The organism is Levilactobacillus muriae, from assembly GCF_045862015.1.
Taxonomy (GTDB): Bacteria; Bacillota; Bacilli; order Lactobacillales; family Lactobacillaceae; genus Levilactobacillus; species Levilactobacillus muriae.
Map to the genome: position 1 here is coordinate 14,838 of NZ_BAAFRU010000006.1, position 15,639 is coordinate 30,476.

14 protein-coding genes are annotated in these 15,639 nt (G+C 49.3%); 2 read left to right on the forward strand and 12 right to left on the reverse strand.

The window, feature by feature from the left end:
* Positions 1-15: 15 nt before the first annotated feature.
* The 10 genes from ACKTSF_RS05195 to ACKTSF_RS05240 form a co-directional block, all read right to left on the reverse strand.
* The gene (locus ACKTSF_RS05195; RefSeq protein ID WP_407887277.1) at positions 16-1,206 is read right to left on the reverse strand and encodes an acetate/propionate family kinase; all 1,191 of its coding nucleotides are present in this window, start codon (positions 1,204-1,206) and stop codon (positions 16-18) included.
* A gap of 17 nt (positions 1,207-1,223) precedes the next feature.
* Positions 1,224-2,243: a class I SAM-dependent methyltransferase gene (locus ACKTSF_RS05200; RefSeq protein ID WP_407887538.1), complete on the reverse strand. Its 1,020-nt coding sequence runs from the start codon at positions 2,241-2,243 to the stop codon at positions 1,224-1,226.
* A gap of 92 nt (positions 2,244-2,335) precedes the next feature.
* On the reverse strand, positions 2,336-2,575 hold the full coding sequence (locus tag ACKTSF_RS05205; protein WP_407887279.1) for a hypothetical protein: 240 nt from the start codon (positions 2,573-2,575) through the stop codon (positions 2,336-2,338).
* Complete coding sequence (locus ACKTSF_RS05210) at positions 2,533-2,961, reverse strand: prepilin-type N-terminal cleavage/methylation domain-containing protein (protein WP_407887281.1); 429 nt, start codon at positions 2,959-2,961, stop codon at positions 2,533-2,535. The genes ACKTSF_RS05205 and ACKTSF_RS05210 overlap by 43 nt, the downstream gene beginning before the upstream one ends.
* On the reverse strand, positions 2,958-3,164 hold the full coding sequence (locus ACKTSF_RS05215; RefSeq protein WP_407887283.1) for a hypothetical protein: 207 nt from the start codon (positions 3,162-3,164) through the stop codon (positions 2,958-2,960). Before ACKTSF_RS05215 ends, ACKTSF_RS05210 begins: the two co-directional genes overlap by 4 nt.
* Positions 3,115-3,585: a pilus assembly FimT family protein gene (locus ACKTSF_RS05220; RefSeq protein ID WP_407887285.1), complete on the reverse strand. Its 471-nt coding sequence runs from the start codon at positions 3,583-3,585 to the stop codon at positions 3,115-3,117. Before ACKTSF_RS05220 ends, ACKTSF_RS05215 begins: the two co-directional genes overlap by 50 nt.
* Positions 3,575-3,880, reverse strand: a complete 306-nt coding sequence (locus ACKTSF_RS05225; RefSeq protein ID WP_407887286.1) for a prepilin-type N-terminal cleavage/methylation domain-containing protein — start codon at positions 3,878-3,880, stop codon at positions 3,575-3,577. Before ACKTSF_RS05225 ends, ACKTSF_RS05220 begins: the two co-directional genes overlap by 11 nt.
* On the reverse strand, positions 3,877-4,857 hold the full coding sequence (locus ACKTSF_RS05230; RefSeq protein ID WP_407887288.1) for a type II secretion system F family protein: 981 nt from the start codon (positions 4,855-4,857) through the stop codon (positions 3,877-3,879). The genes ACKTSF_RS05225 and ACKTSF_RS05230 overlap by 4 nt, the downstream gene beginning before the upstream one ends.
* A gap of 7 nt (positions 4,858-4,864) precedes the next feature.
* Positions 4,865-5,827, reverse strand: a complete 963-nt coding sequence (gene comGA / locus ACKTSF_RS05235; RefSeq protein ID WP_491062247.1) for a competence type IV pilus ATPase ComGA — start codon at positions 5,825-5,827, stop codon at positions 4,865-4,867.
* 245 nt (positions 5,828-6,072) lie between these two features.
* Entirely contained in the window at positions 6,073-6,810 is a 738-nt protein-coding gene (locus tag ACKTSF_RS05240; protein ID WP_407887290.1) for a YebC/PmpR family DNA-binding transcriptional regulator, read from the reverse strand.
* Between the two features lie 297 nt (positions 6,811-7,107).
* On the opposite strand from ACKTSF_RS05240, the gene ACKTSF_RS05245 reads away from it, so the two are divergent.
* Together ACKTSF_RS05245 and ACKTSF_RS05250 are read left to right on the forward strand one after the other, a co-directional pair.
* Complete coding sequence (locus ACKTSF_RS05245) at positions 7,108-8,565, forward strand: ABC transporter substrate-binding protein/permease (protein WP_407887542.1); 1,458 nt, start codon at positions 7,108-7,110, stop codon at positions 8,563-8,565.
* The gene (locus tag ACKTSF_RS05250) at positions 8,558-9,298 is read left to right on the forward strand and encodes an amino acid ABC transporter ATP-binding protein (protein ID WP_407887292.1); all 741 of its coding nucleotides are present in this window, start codon (positions 8,558-8,560) and stop codon (positions 9,296-9,298) included. Before ACKTSF_RS05245 ends, ACKTSF_RS05250 begins: the two co-directional genes overlap by 8 nt.
* A gap of 347 nt (positions 9,299-9,645) precedes the next feature.
* On the opposite strand, the gene ACKTSF_RS05255 is transcribed toward ACKTSF_RS05250, so the two are convergent.
* The gene (locus ACKTSF_RS05255) at positions 9,646-10,470 is read right to left on the reverse strand and encodes an SDR family NAD(P)-dependent oxidoreductase (RefSeq protein ID WP_407887294.1); all 825 of its coding nucleotides are present in this window, start codon (positions 10,468-10,470) and stop codon (positions 9,646-9,648) included.
* A gap of 424 nt (positions 10,471-10,894) precedes the next feature.
* A complete protein-coding gene (locus tag ACKTSF_RS05260; RefSeq protein WP_407887296.1) occupies positions 10,895-15,253 on the reverse strand; it encodes a leucine-rich repeat protein in 4,359 nt (1,452 codons plus the stop codon).
* Positions 15,254-15,639: the final 386 nt, after the last annotated feature.

Here is a 15,639-nt window from a genome sequence, read left to right on the forward strand (position 1 = left end):
GGATGTCTAGTCAATCTATTTGCGTAACCGTTCAATGTCACGAACGATCATTAATTCTTCATCGGTAGGAATCAAAAGCGTCTTGATCTTAGAACCAGCAGCACTCAGGTCACGTTCAACCCCACGGATGTCGTTCTTTTCTGGATCAACACCGATGCCGAAGTAGCCCAACTTGTCAGCGACTTCTTGACGAATCGTGATGTCATTTTCACCCACACCGGCAGTGAAGACGATGGCGTCAGCGCCACCCAATTCAGCGAGGTAAGCCCCCACGTACCGCACGATACGGTTGATAAACATGTCCCGAGCTAACTTTGCCCGGTGGTTCTTGTCTTGAACGGCTTCCAGTTCACGCATGTCAGCGGAAACACCAGAAACCCCAACCAGACCAGACTTCTTGTTTAAGATGTTGATCATATCGCTAGGCTTGTCGATATTCAGCTTTTCCATCAGGTAAGCCACTAAGGAAGCATCAATATCCCCAGAACGGGTTGCCATTTCGATACCAGCCAATGGCGTGAAGCCCATGGAAGTGTCGAATGACTTGCCATCCTTGATAGCCGTGATGGACCCACCAGCACCAATGTGCATCGTGATCAACTTCAGATCTTCGAGCGGCTTGCCCAACATAGCTGCGGCACGGCTGGCCACATAACGGTGACTCGTCCCATGGGCACCATACTTACGTGCACCATATTTTTCATAGTATTCGTAAGGGATGGCATACATGTAGTTCACTTCTGGCATGGATGTGTGGAAGGACGTATCGAAGACGGCCACGCTCAACACGTTAGGTAAAATCTTCTTGAACGCTTCGATACCCATGGCAGCGGCTGGATTATGCAAAGGCGCATATTCAGCCAAGTTCTTGATCTTTTGTAAAACATCGTCATCAATAACGGCGGAGTCCTTGAACTCTTCACCACCAGCAACGACCCGGTGACCGATACCCGTGATTTCGTTGAAGTCGGTGATGATTTCCAACTTAGTCAGTTGATCCAGCATTAATCGGATAGCTTCTTTGTGATCGTTAACATCTTGGGTTGTCTTGTACTTTTCCCCATCGCCATACTTGATTTCAACTAAAGACTTGCCCAGACCGATCCGGTCAATGGCCCCTTCGGCGATCACTGATTCTTCTGGCATTTGGAATAATTTGAACTTTAACGTAGAACTTCCGGCGTTAATTGCTAATGATTTTCCCATTTGGTAATTTTCTCCTTTTATGAGCGGTCCGTCAGCAGGTTTTGTTCTTCCCATTGGACGATTTCCGCAACAAACTTTTGAAATGCTGATTGTTCTTTAAATGATGGGAACTCACCCAACATCACTTGTTCAACCTGTTTCGCGCCAGCGCCCGGCTTCTGTAAAATCAGAATAGCCTTCTGAGCGTTAACATTCATAAATAGCTCACTTGGTAGGTTCAATAAGCCTTGCAGATAGGCGTTACCCGCTAACCACTTTAACAGGCCCTTCGCCTCTTCCGTTTGGAAAAGTTGTGAAGGTACCAGGAATACGCCAACGCCACCCGGCTTCAATTGATTCAGAGCTTGCTCCAATAGCAGATGATGTACGAACGAATGGCCAGTAGCCGCACGGGTCTGGTAAGTCGCTGCATTATCATCAATTGGGTAATACCCAATTGGCAAGTCCGTAACGATCAGATCGCTTGCAGGCACCAGTAACTGTTCGAGCGCATCCTGATGAATCAGCTCGATAGGTAACCGTTGTAGATCACTCGACGTCTGAGCAATAGCCAACATCGTATCGTCATTGTCCACCCCATACGCCTTGATATTACCCTTAACGACGGCTTTGAGCTGTGAAAGCACCGCCGTTAACAAGTTAGCCGTCCCAACTGCCAGATCGGTCACAATCAGTTCTGATTTATCCTTCTCCAACCGCGTTACAAGATAGCCCATAATATAAGCAATCGTGTCCGGCGTTAGTTGATGGTTAGCTTGAATCTCATCTACTCGAATCGCTTTAAGCATAGCTAATTGAATCGCCCGGCGAACCGTTTCAGCATCGTCACTTTGCCAGTCGACCTGAGCATACAACTTGGTTAACTTCGCCGCAGCCTCCGTATCTGGCTGACCGTCTTCTACCTGAACTTGGCCATTGAGTAGGTTATCCCCAGTCTCAACGAACGCATCCAAATAAGATGTGCTTAGCGCTTCTTGCAGGATCGTGGTTGATTCATCCATGACCTTGAAAAGCGCTTCAGTCTGTTCTTGTGACAGGTCGCTTCGCCTCCTTGTGAAATTTACATGACACAATATATCCGTTACCTATACTACCGATTTTTCAGATGTTATTCAAGCAATCTTTGTGGCTAATCTGCGGGTTTTACTGTTCGGAGATACGATTTTGACGGTTGTTGTGAGGATTCACGCGCCCGATTCAGTTGTGAAGTCGAACGATTATAGTCTTGAATGAGTTGATGAGTCGACTGTTCGCGTGCAGATTGGCCAGCCATGACTAGAATCAAGACCAGACTCACACTTGCCAAGAAAAACAGTGCCCACAGCGTCAGGAAACCTCGCCGCGTAAATCGAGAATCGTTGTCTGCCAAGGTAATCGCTCCTGCTTTAGATTCAGGCGCACTAAACCCGGATATTTTGTAAGGTGCCAGTGCACGGCCTCCACTCGCCGTAATAGAGGATAGTAACCTTGATGATTTGTATTCGTCAATCGTAAGACGTGTTTACCATCGACCCAGACCGCCCGGGCCACCTGCTTCTGCTGATCCTGTAGATTCAACTGTTGCCCATCGACGCCAGTGACTCGATACCGTCCGGGCTGTTCGAGGACCCGAACCATCTGATACCACGCCACCGGGTCCTGGCGGAGCGGCCGTAGGAGGACGCGGTCCACCCCACTGGCCAATGTAAATATCCCCGCCGCAATCACTAAGGCCAGTAGCGTTTCTATCAAGGTAAAGCCTTCCCTCTGCTTCACTGGTCGGCCGCCCAAGTGAGCAAGGCCTGGTCGTGTCGTTCACGGGCCTGTCGGAGTTGTGCCGTTCGCACACGCTCGCCGTACTGAGTCACCGTCAGCGTCTGTTGTGCCAGACCAATCGTTAAGGCAACAATGCCCAATGCCAACAAAGCATCAGGAAGTAACCACCCGCTGTGGTCGCCGCGTCTTGGTCGCTTCAACATAGATCAATGCCCCTCCCAACTGAAATGTTTGATACCACCATACGCGATGTGTCGTACTATACCACTCCATAGTAAAAGCATCCGCATGTCCCTGCGGCGTGATTCCCCAGCCCGTCCGACCGTCGACCCAATGGAGTCCTGGTGGCGGCTTCAATCGACGAAAAACATGATGGGACTGACCCTGAGTCAGGGTCACTTCTCCCGTCTGGCGATCAATAAAGATGCCAATTGTCTCATTCCGCGCAATCGCCACCTGCCGACCCACCGTCCATAGTTGTTGCCAGGCTGGCCAAAAGGCTTGCTCCGCAGCAGCTCGACGTTGGGCAACCGCCTGAAAGCCCACCAACACCGTTAGACCCATCGCAATCAGTAAGACCACTAGTGTCTCATAGAGGGTGAACCCGTGCCGATCACGTCTCATTTTCTGACCGCTCATCATGAATCTTGATTCCCTCACGTTGGGCCTGCTTGACCTGTTGAGCTGTAAGGTATCGACCCGCTTCCAACGCGGCATAAGTCACGTGTGTAGCCGTCTGATGATCATCCAGGTACGCGGTTACCTGTCCCTGAACCACGGTTTCCATTGCACGTTGATGAATTCCCTGGGCATGATGCCGCTGTCCGCTTAGATTTGGCAGAATGATCAGGACCAGTAGTGAAATAATAAAGAGAACAATCGTCATTTCAACCAAAGTAAATCCGTGACGTTTCGTCATGGCGTTACCCCCTGCAGATTGGCATACATGGGTAGAAGCAAACTCAAATAAGCGCCAACAATCAGCAGTGCCACGACGGTCAACAACATCGGCTGAACCATGGCTAGTCCCCGTTCTGTCAGGCGAGCCAGCTCCTGATACCGCAAGTGACTGTATGCTTCCAACTCGCGGGCCAGTTGTGGTTGCGTGCTACCCTTCCGTAATAAGACAACCAGTTGCGGTGGAATGTAGGTCTGCTGACGCAACCAGCCCACTGGTGAACGACCAGCATCGAGCTGCTGTTCAAGTATAACGGCCATTTGTGCCAGTAAAGATGCTTGTGGTAATTGTCGCAAGACTACCATCATTTGCTTAACGCTCAATCCGCTTGCCACAAGCTGACTGAGATTGGCTGTGAGGTAGTAGGCATAGTAGGCCCGGAAAATACGGCCAACCACTGGCAATCGCAAGTACCACGTGGCCAGATGCAGTGAGGTTTGCTGGCGCCACCAGCGCCACATCACCAGGCCACCCACGATGATGATCAGTCCACCACCTACTTCCGCATAATGCCGCCAAGAAAGGACCGGTGCCGGTTGAGCAGCAATCTCCTGCTGTAGTTGCGGTAAGATTCCTACCTTCAAAGTGACGAAGAGCCCCGCCATCCCCACAAGCAGGCCCACCGGATAGAGTAGCAGTTGGTGTAGTCGTTTACGTTGCGTCGCCATCAGACGTAGTAACGTCGCCACTCGTTGAAGCGCCGTGGCGAGCTCCCCATAGGTTGCCGTCAACTGCAATTGAAAATACACATTGGTCTGCAGATATGGGGCTAAACACGTCACAAAGTCTTCCCCCGCCAACAAATGGGCCTCAATCTTCGATACATCACGCGGTAACCCACTATTGGCCGTCTGACTAAAGTTCACCGCTTGTCGGAGGGAGAAACCACTCGCTAACTGATCCGCCAAGAGCTGACAAAATTGCTGCTGTTGTGTCAAGGACCACCTACCCTTCCCGAAATTTCCGCGCCGTTGCCATTGAAATTGTTTGTTCCACAGTTGCCGTTTCAAGCGTATGCCGCCACCTTTCCGTGGTTGTCTTTGTTGTCTGCCAAAGGGCGTCACCGGTCAAAATATCGAGTAATACGGCCGGTCCATCCTGAAGGCGGGGAATCAAGCGCTGATAACAGCTCCCCGCCAGCACCTGCCGTAATTGCACCAGTGGCACTCCCAGCTCCGTCAATCGGGGGATGGCCCCACCCGCACTCTGCGCGTGAACGGTGGTCAGAACTAAATGGCCGCTCAACGCTGCCCGTACGGCCGCTTGAGCCGTCACCGCGTCTCTGATCTCACCAATAATAAAAACGTCTGGCCGATGACGCAGCCCCACCTTGACCAAGGCCTCGTAGTCCATCCCCGCGGCCTCGTTGACCTGCAGCTGAATAAACGCTGCTTCTTTAATTTCAACAGGATCTTCAATCGTGAGAACCGTGGCCGCGAGCTCCCGAGCAATCGTATACATCGTCGTGGTCTTCCCAGAACCGGTTGGTCCCGCGAAGAGCAATAGCCCCCGACGCTGGGCCAACTGCTGAAGCTGGCCCGGCTGAGTCCCATCCAAATAGGCCATCTCCCCGGTATGGTAGGGATAAATCACCCGAATGACCAGTGATTCGCGCCCCACATAGTCGCCGACCGTCGAAAATCGCAATTCTAAAGGCTCAGGCGGCCCCGGCCAGGTCATGGCCCCCACCTGTGGCCGGCGATTTTCACTGACTGCCATGTTTGCCTGAAATTTAAAGTAAGCAATCAACTGACGGCCCAACTGAGTAGTCACCTGCCGCCAGGTCGTCACCGCACCCCACTGCCGCAGCCTGATCTGATACCCCGTCTGCTGTGGTAAGACGTAAATATCACTGACATGCTGCGTCCGTGCTGCTCCCAATAATTCCGTAATCATTTTTTGAATCACATCACCCATCTCCTGCCCTTTCTAACTAACTACGTAAAAAAAGATGGTATATATTTTTTATTTAAAAAAAATATATGTCTCCGTACAGACGATGTAGATTTCAGTTAAGCTTTCTATTATATCTAGTAGCCATCGACGATACCGTTTCTCGCGTTCACCAATTTTAAATCAGCGCACACAAAAACCCGCTACCAAGCAAGGCCTGGTAGTGGGTTCATCGACTCAAATTATTTGGTTAAAAACGCTTATTCAACGCTTTCAGGTAAAACTGCGGCTTCGTAAATGTCGGAGACATCGTCGTTGTCTTCCAGTTCTTCAATCAAACCTTGGTATTGAGAAGCCTTGGCTTCTGGAACTTCAGTCGTGTTTTGAGGGAACATCCGAACTTCAGCGGTGTCCAACTTGTAGCCCTTTTCTTGTAAAGCATTACGTGCTGCAATTTCACTTGAAGAATCCGTGTAAATCTTGAATTCTTCATCCGTGGTTTCCATGTCGTCCGCCCCGGCATCAAGTGCATCCATCAACATCGTATCTTCATCCGTGTCCAGACCATCACGCAAGATTACAATGTAACCTTTCCGATCGAACATGTATGAAACGGAACCCGCTGCACCAAGAGCGCCACCATGGTGCGTGAAGGCAGAACGAACAGCCGCAGCCGTCCGGTTCTTATTGTCCGTCAAAGCAGCAACCATGATCGCCGTCCCAGCTGGACCGTAGCCTTCGTAGGTAATTTCTTCGAACTTGGCGCCACCAAGACCAGAAGCTTTATCTAAAGCCCGCTTGATGTTGTCTTTAGGCATGTTAGCTGCCCGCGCCTTGTCCATTTCCAAACGAAGTTGAGGGTTACCGTCGGGATCAGGACCACCTGCTTTTGCAGCTTGGTACAAATCACGTGAGATTTTTTGGAAGATTTTTCCACGCTTTGCATCCTGAGCATTTTTCCGGCCCTGGATGTTATGCCATTTAGAATGTCCTGACATCGTAACTCCTCTTTTCTAAAATTTTATAGATATCCGTATAAAACAGACACTATACATGTTAGCACTTACTTCCTATTCATTCAATTACTAAGCTTATAAAAAGCGTGTATTCACCGAAAATGTATAAAAATATTGACGTTTCTCTTTAAATCGGGGATGTAAGCGAATTTTAAATGGATAATCCGTGTATAAAACTAAATTTATTAAAATAAAACTTGTATAAATAAACGAAACCCGCTATACTCAAATACATCATCACATATAGAGGAGTAAGCCATTATGAAAAATAAATTAATTATGGCCATCGCATTGGTGATGGCGCTCGTTGCCGGATGGACCGCCACCACGACAACGGCACAAGCCGCCACCGATGATTCGCTGGCCCAGGTTCAGAAAAAAGGACAGTTAGTCATGGGGACTTCGCCTGACTATCCACCTTATGAATTCCAAGCTACCGTTCACGGCAAGAGTCAAGTTGTCGGAATGGACGTCGCCGTTGGGAAGAAGATCGCCAAAGACTTAGGCGTCAAGCTTGTCGTTAAGTCGATGTCCTTTGATTCCCTGCTGGTTGCCTTACAAACAGGTAAGGTCGACATGGTTATCTCCGGGATGAACCCAACGCCTGCCCGGCGGAAGAATGTTGATTTCACCCACACCTACTACCAGGGTGGGTACAGCATCGTGATCAACAAGAGTGACAAAGGTATCTATAAAGATAAGGATTCCTTCGTGGGCAAGACCATTGGGGCCCAAACCGGTTCTACCATGTACACCGAATCCAAGAAGCAGACCAGCGGGACGACCGTTAAAGGGATGACGTCCGTTTCCGACTTGATCTTAGGATTACAGAGTCATAAGTTACAAGGGGTTGCGATGGAAAAACCATCTGCCAAAGCTTACGTGGCCAATAACAAAGAATTAGCAATGATTCCAAGTAAGTTTAATTTAAGTGCTTCTGATACCAGTGCTTCCGTTGCGTTTGCCAAGGGCTCCACTTCCCTGGTTGCCGCAGCCAACAAGTCTGTTGATCAAATCAGAAAGCAGAACCTCGTCAACAAGGATTACCTCCCCGCTGCCGGGAAATACTTAAAGACCAACACCGTCAACACCAGCATGCTCCACTACTGGAAGGCCTTCCTTAAAGGGATCGAATACACGTTGATCATCACGGTTTGTTCCGTCTTCTTCGGGTTCATTCTTGGGGTACTCTTATCTCTCGCACGGATGGCTCAAGGTGGCGTCTTCGCGACTGCCTTACGGTGGTTAGCTACGGCTTACGTCGAATTCATTCGGGGAACGCCTATGATGGTCCAAGTCATGTTCGTCTACTTTGGTCTAGGGCTCATCGTCAACCTGTCCGCATTAACTTCCGGGATTATCGCCATTTCACTGAACTCTGGGGCTTACATCGCCGAATACATCCGTGGGGGGATTAACTCCGTGGATAAGGGCCAAACTGAAGCTGCTCGGAGCCTGGGGATGACCAAGGGGTACACCCTGCGGTACGTTGTCCTACCACAAGCCTTAAAGAACATCTGGCCTTCATTAGGGAACGAATTTATTACCTTGATCAAGGATAGCTCCATCGTATCCATCATCGGGGTCTCCGAACTGATCTTCCAAAGCAACATCGTACGGTCCGACACCTACAGAGGGGTAGCACCAATCGCCGTCATCATGGTTCTCTACTTCATCATGACCTTTACTGCCTCACGGATCTTAAACCACTTCGAAAGGAAGATGCAACATGACTAAACCAATTATTGAGGTCAAGGACCTCGCCAAAAACTTCGGTGACAACCAAGTCTTAAAGAACATTTCAGAACAAGTTAATCCTGGTCAAGTGATCGTCGTCATCGGTCCTTCCGGTGGTGGGAAAAGTACCTTTCTGCGATGCCTTAACTTGTTGGAGACCCCAACGAGCGGTGAAGTCGACTTCGATGGTCAGAATCTGACAACCTTGGATACTAAGAAGGTCAACACCCTCCGGGAACAAATGGGGATGGTGTTCCAAAACTTCAATCTCTTCCCAAATATGACCGTCTTAGAAAACATCAAATTGGCTCCCATGAAGGTTAAGCATATGAGTGACGCAGATGCCACAAAGCGCGCCCACGAATTGCTTCAACAAGTCAACTTAGATGACCACGCCGATGCCTTCCCCACCAGCTTATCTGGTGGTCAAGCCCAACGGGTCGCCATTGCCCGGGCCCTTGCTATGGATCCCAAGGTCATGTTATTCGATGAACCAACGTCTGCTTTAGACCCCGAAATGGTCGGTGAAGTTCTGAATGTTATGCAGGACCTTGCCCACCAAGGGATGACGATGGTTGTGGTAACCCACGAAATGGGCTTCGCCAAGTCCGTGGCCGACCGCGTCTGGTTCATGGCCGACGGCTACATTCAGGAAAATAACACGCCAGAAGAATTCTTCAGCAACCCACAGACTGAACGGGCACAAGACTTCCTCTCCAAAATTCTGATGTAATTCGGTCACCTCAAAATTCAACATGTTTATCCACCTAAGAGTCTGGGACAATCCCCAGACTCTTTTTGGTTCTTCAAAACTATATTGCTGAAACGTGAGACAGAAGACAGCTGACTCCGCTTAAAATTGATAACCTTTTGCCCTCACTCTCTTTTAGTCCCCCTACTCTTTACTAATGTCATTTCGGAGAATTCTGTCGCATGTTTTGGACGATCTTAATAAAGTATTTACGATCATCAGACCTGTCCCTTCAAAAAAAAAGCACTGTGTTCCCACTGTGGGACAGCACAACGCTTTCTCATACCTAATTCTGACACAATCACGATTGATTTTCGTTTAACCTGAACTTACAGCGATCGCTTCACTACTAACGTGACCAACCGATGAAAAGTTCCAGCATGTACCCGCGCACTCCTGGCCATCAGCCGATCAGTCACCGAATAGTAGTAGCGCCGCTTTGGCCGTGCATCAGTGGCGGCACGGTAGAAGACTTTAGCAAGCTCAGCAGCCGTTGCGGCAGAGGCAGTTCCCGATAGTCGTTGCATGAACTTCATCGTCCCGTTAACCAGCGGCTGATACGGTGAGTTTTCCTTTAAATTTTTCGTCACATTTTTCATGGCAATTTCACTCCAAGACGATTCCGTGCCACCGGGTTCAATCACAACGGAATGTAGACCAAACTGACGAATCTCAGTATCTAAAACGTCCGACCAGACATTCAAACTGTGCTTAGCCACGTGGTACCAGCCACCCAATGGCCAATACAAGTCGCCTCCAACGGAAGAAACATTCACGATTCGACCCGTTCCTTGTTCACGCATCGTCGGTAAAACAAGCTGGGCCAGTTCAGCAGCCCCCAACAGATTAGTCTCCAGCTGCTTACGCGCATTGGCCATGCTAACTTCTTCCAGAGGACCATATTCGCCATAACCGGCGTTGTTCAGCAACACATCGACCCGTCCCGCTTCACGAACCGCCGTGGCAACAAACGCCTGGTTAGAGGTGCTATCCGTCACATCTAATGATAAGGCATGAATATTCGCCGCACGAGGAATCTTTGACACCCGTCGTGCCCCAGCGAAGACTTGCCAACCGTTTTTCGCAAATAGTTGTGCAGCTGCATAACCCATACCGCTTGAGGCACCTGTAATTAAAATAACTTTTTGATCCATCATAATCTTCTCCTTTTGAATTGGCTAAACGTTTATTTAATTAAAATACAAAAATTAAAAGCCGACTTAACGACTCTTAAAAAGTCTCACGCAGAAATCGTTACTCAACGATTAGACGTTCATGTAATAAGATTGACTATTCGTGCGCAAATCACCGTTGCATTACCCTAACGAATGGTGTAATCAACTTAACTGCCTTCATCTCACGTCATTTTAAAAAAAATTACGCGATTCGCGTTTTTACCTTCATCAAATTTCTGTACGTTCTTATATTAAATGATCAATTAGTTATTGTCAATCCTTTTCTGCTTCGTTATTTTAAAAAGCCTGCTAACCGCCTTCCGTTTCCCTTAAGGCTTAGCAGATTCGCCATTCGAAAAGCCCCAACCGTAAATATACCGGCTGAGGCTTCCTCTCATCGTGCTTAGTTATGACGCTTCTTCCGATACCCGAATAGACTCAGGCTACCCACCAGGAGGCCCAGAGCGGTCCACCAGGACGTTGTCGCCTCATTGGTCTGTGGTAGCGTCGTCTGTGCAGCGTCCGTCCGCTTGGCAGCAGTTGCCTGTACGTTCACCGCATCAGACTGATCCAACGCCCCCCGATGCGATTGTTGCGATTCTGACTGTGCGTCCGTGATCTGCGCACCAGCACCGCTCGTCACATACATGGGGTTCTTGATGTTGACTGCAATACCCGGTTTAACACTGTCACCAACCCCACTGTCACTAATAACCTCGTGTTTGATCCCATCAGGATCCTTCGGCGTAGTCGGATCAGTCGGGTCAACTGGATCGGTTGGGTCAACCGGGTCGGTCGGATCGACTGGATCTGTGCCACCACCAGGATTACCGCCATCACCATCACCGCCGGTCGACTTAGCCACGACCGTCAGCAGAACTGTTGCCGTTGCGTCATCGCCATAACGTAAAGTGACCTTATAGGTTCCCGGTGTGGTCAAATCAGCCGTTCCCAGATCCAAGGTGATCTCACTACTGTCGACCGCTTGGCCGTTGGTATCCGTAGCCGACGCCTTGAAATCACTGACAGTCGGTGCTGCATCCCCCACGGTCATGGTGTAGTTACTTCCAGTCACGTTAGCAAGAACTGCCGCAATCGTCAATGTTCCTAGCGTTGCACTAACCACTTGATAGTTAGTATTGAGCGTATCCGTATTCAAGAGATAAGCATAAATGCCAGCAATCGTCCCGGGAGTCCGCGTCACCGTCAGCCCAGAGTCGGTAACTGGATTGCCCTTGCTGTCGACAATGGTTACGTTAGCGGCGGGTTCCTTCGTCCCGGCAGCCATGGTTTGGTCGGCAACTGTCACCGTCAACGGTGCCTTCTCAATCGTCAATACGCCTAAACTTGAATCATTGGCAATCGTATAGTTTTGACTCATTTTCGAGGTGTCCAGTTTGTAGGTGTAGATCCCCGCATTTTCACCAGCTGCCCGCGTCACTGTCACACCAGAATCAGTGATGTCATTATTAGCTGCGTCCTTAATCGTCGGGGTAACCGTCGGGTCCGTCTCACCATAGACCTTCGACTGATTGCCCACGGTAACCGTCAATGCGGCTGGCGCAATTGTCAGCGTCGCAATCGACTTGGACCCGGTCCAATCATAGTTGGAGATGGCTGGTGTTTCAGCAACCAAACGATCCCAGGCCGCCGGGTTGACAACCACATCATACGTTCCGGCGTTTACAAAGTCTGCTGCGTTATCGGCCGTCTGAAGGACTTGCTTGCCGTTGGCATCCGTGTAGGCCAGCACGAGATCCCCATCTTTAAGCGTATAAGGCAGATCATTACTAAGTTGCGCACTAAAATTAGCTATATCCAACGTTGGTGTCTCTCCGTTATAGGTCGTCGTCTGATTGCCACTAATTGTGTAGGTCGCCGTCCGTTTCTCCACGGTCACCAACGCTACGGCCGAATTACTCCCGTAGCTGTAGGTGACTTGGTAGGTACCGACATTGTTCGTTACATCACCAGCCGCAACGACCACCGGATTGCCATCAGCACCGACGACAACCTCGCCGTTCGCATCTAACTGATTGATCTTAACGGTCAGGTCATCAATAGTCAGCTTATCGCCATTCGGTGTAATGGCGCTCACTAAGTTATCACCCGGCGTCCAGTTATCCCCATAGAAAACGGTGGCGTTATGCACCTTGATGTCCGGATTGTCCATCACGACTTGGTACTGCCCGGTATAGGTAGCCCCGTTGTCAGTCATGGACCAGTTAAACGTAAATTGCTCTACGCCCGCCGGTACATCGAACGTCCCATCACTATTGAGGGTAACGCCCGCCGTCAGCTTGCTAATGTTGGCACCCGTGATGGTCTGGTCACCGAGGCCTACGGTAAAGAGATCAGACAGTGAAACTGTTGGTTGCTTATCAACAAAATAATAAGCACTCTGATTCAACGCCAGACTGGAAGTCCCCGAACCGGCACTCAAATTGGAAATCTGATTGTAACTAAAAGCGTTCGCGCCCACTTGATTAACAGTTGCTGGTAGGCTGACGCCCGTCAATTGATTGCCGAAGAAGGCCATCTGACCGATCGATGTCAAAGTGGCTGGGAAAAGGACAGAGCCCATCAGGTTGTTGTAGATAAAGGCACTATCCCCGACAGTTTGCAGATTGCTATTCAAAACCACGCCGGTCAGATTATTAGCGGCAAACGCTAAATTTCCAATCGTCATCAAGTGCGTTGGCAAGGTCACTTCCCCGGTTAAGCCCGCGTATTCAAAGGCACCGTTACCGATGGTTGTCAGGCTCAGAGCCCCCGTCATGTCGATGGTCTGGAGCGCCTGATCATAGGTGAACGCATTGTCACCGATGCTGACCAAACCCGCTGGAAAGTTGATGTTTGACAGACTCGTGGCAGATAAGAACGCCTGCTCACCAATCGATGTCAGGTTAGCTGGTAATGTGACACTGGTTAATTTTGTATCGTAGATGAAGGCGCTATTCCCGATGGTCACTGGTTGTGCCCCATCGGTAAAGGTCACCGCGCTTAAGTTATGGTTCGTACTGAAAGCAAAATCGCCCAGTGTGGTCAGACTGGCTGGTAGCGTCACCGTCGTTAACCCATTGTCATTTTCAAACGCATGTGCCCCAATCGTCGCCAAATTTCCGTTAGCCGCAAAGTTCAGCGTCATCAGCTGCGTATTGGCGGAAAAAGCCCCCTCCTTAATGGTGATCAGGCTCTCTGGTAGATCCAAGCTGGTCACCCCATCGTAGGTGAACGCATTCTCACCGATGGTCTGAAGTTGACTGCCGGTTGCGAAGGTCAAGTTAGCTAAGTTATTGTCCTGAATAAAAGCACTGTCTCCGATGGTGATAACGCCTGTAGGAATCACGACGCTCGTTAATTCAGAGATAGAGGCAAATGCCTTTGTCCCAATCGTTTGCAGACTGTTGGGCAAAGAAAGCGATGCAATTCGCGTGCTAAAGAAGGCATTGTCCCCAATAGTGGTTAATGCCGTGTTACTCAGGTCAACCGTCGTCAGTGGATCGTATTCAAAGGCCTCACTGCCAATTGTTTGCAGTTTTTTTGAAAAAGTCACGTCTGTCAAAGGGTTACTTTCAAAGGCTTGACTGCCAATCGTCGTCACACTATCTGGCAAGATCAACGTGGTCAATCCATCACTAACAAAAGCTTGGGTACCAATGGTCTGTAGCGTCTGGTTCTGACTCAGGTCAATCGTTGATAACGTCTTGAGATATGAAAAGGCGTTATCTGCAATGGACGTGATACCATTTTCAATAATTAAGGTTTTTAAATTTTTAGTGTTTCCATAATTGGAACTGAAGCCCTGACCGATACCCGTGACGTTTAGGACATTCCCAGCAGAGTCGGTGATCGTTGATGGGATAACCAAAGTGTCTCCCACATCATGATACGCGCCGGTAATGGTAATAGTCCCGTCAGTATTTTGGGTGTACGTCAGATTACTGGGATCTGCAACTGGTGCATCTGTCGCACTCAGCCCTTGAACGAGACTGTTGGCACTAGCAGGCATATCGAGACTGAAGGCCTCTGCACTGAACAGCGCGTTATTTGCCGCAAACTTGGATGCGTCTAATGTTGCTACCATGCCATCTCCAAGTTTGTCCACGTTAACATCCGTCGTGTTAGATGTGCTGTCAGCGTTGACATCGGCCTTAGTATCAGGCACAACTGGTGTATCATCGGTCGCAGAATTTTCTGAGTTGTCCGAAGCTTCTGTGGTACCGCTGCCATTTTCAACAGCTTCACCCGAGTCCTTGCTTCCAACTGCCGTGGTCCCGGCATCGTCGCCTGTGACTTCACTGCTTCCTGTATGGCTACCAGACTTCGCAGGCGTCCCTGCTGCTCCACTGGTTGCCCCGCTAGCCGTATTTGAAGTATTGTCATTACTATCGCTGGCATTCTGGGTGCTCTGATTGTCACTAATTGACTTGTCTGGGGTCACATCTGAGCTACTAGTCGCCTCAGAATTTTCACTCTCAGTGTTCACATTTTCGGTCACATTAGACGTTGTGTCACCCGTATCGGTCTTTTCATCAGAAGTCGTCGTATCCGTGGTTGACTTCTGGAGTGTTGTGACACTGCTTGGCTCGGCGCTATCCCCGCTTGCCTGTGCCGTCTCAACCCCCGTCGTGGTGTTATCCGCATGCGCCAATGTATCCTGGCCAACTGCCGTCCCCAAACCGATTGCAGCGACTGTAATCGCAGCGAAAACCCAGTGCTTCCCATCCTTGTACATCTTGTAATGTTCTTTTACCGTCATGGTAATTGCTCCTCTCAAAAAGACCAGGCTAGCCAACCCGGCCGTCGCCTCGCAACTTCAGGCAACGAACCCTTACTCTCAACTCAACAGTCTAATGGCTGGTTTAATTTGTGCAACTAATTCTTGTTTGTGCAACCAAGTTAGTCCCTCAACCTTATTAAATAGCCAATCGTCAAATCCAGTCTTTGATTTATAGTTTAAAATAATTTCTTTTATTTTATAACGGAATACCGGTTGCGGTCAATCAATTTTCTTGAAAAAAGGTTAATTATTTCAATGATATTACCCCACAACTAATTCAACAGGGGGTGTTGAATTTTATAAGTTAATAAATGACGTTAAAAAAGCCCGAGACTATTCATCTCGAGCTTGTCTATTCGTGACTA

Excerpts from the sequence above, each read along its gene's own strand:
- ACKTSF_RS05195 (WP_407887277.1), bottom strand. The coding sequence starts at position 1,206 with ATGGGAAAATCATTAGCAATTAACGCCGGAAGTTCTACGTTAAAGTTC.
- ACKTSF_RS05215 (WP_407887283.1), bottom strand. The coding sequence starts at position 3,164 with ATGTTGAAGCGACCAAGACGCGGCGACCACAGCGGGTGGTTACTTCCT.
- ACKTSF_RS05220 (WP_407887285.1), bottom strand. The coding sequence starts at position 3,585 with ATGAGACGTGATCGGCACGGGTTCACCCTCTATGAGACACTAGTGGTC.
- ACKTSF_RS05225 (WP_407887286.1), bottom strand. The coding sequence starts at position 3,880 with ATGACGAAACGTCACGGATTTACTTTGGTTGAAATGACGATTGTTCTC.
- ACKTSF_RS05240 (WP_407887290.1), bottom strand. The coding sequence starts at position 6,810 with ATGTCAGGACATTCTAAATGGCATAACATCCAGGGCCGGAAAAATGCT.
- ACKTSF_RS05245 (WP_407887542.1), top strand. The coding sequence starts at position 7,108 with ATGGCCATCGCATTGGTGATGGCGCTCGTTGCCGGATGGACCGCCACC.
- ACKTSF_RS05250 (WP_407887292.1), top strand. The coding sequence starts at position 8,558 with ATGACTAAACCAATTATTGAGGTCAAGGACCTCGCCAAAAACTTCGGT.
- ACKTSF_RS05255 (WP_407887294.1), bottom strand. The coding sequence starts at position 10,470 with ATGGATCAAAAAGTTATTTTAATTACAGGTGCCTCAAGCGGTATGGGT.
- ACKTSF_RS05260 (WP_407887296.1), bottom strand. The coding sequence starts at position 15,253 with ATGACGGTAAAAGAACATTACAAGATGTACAAGGATGGGAAGCACTGG.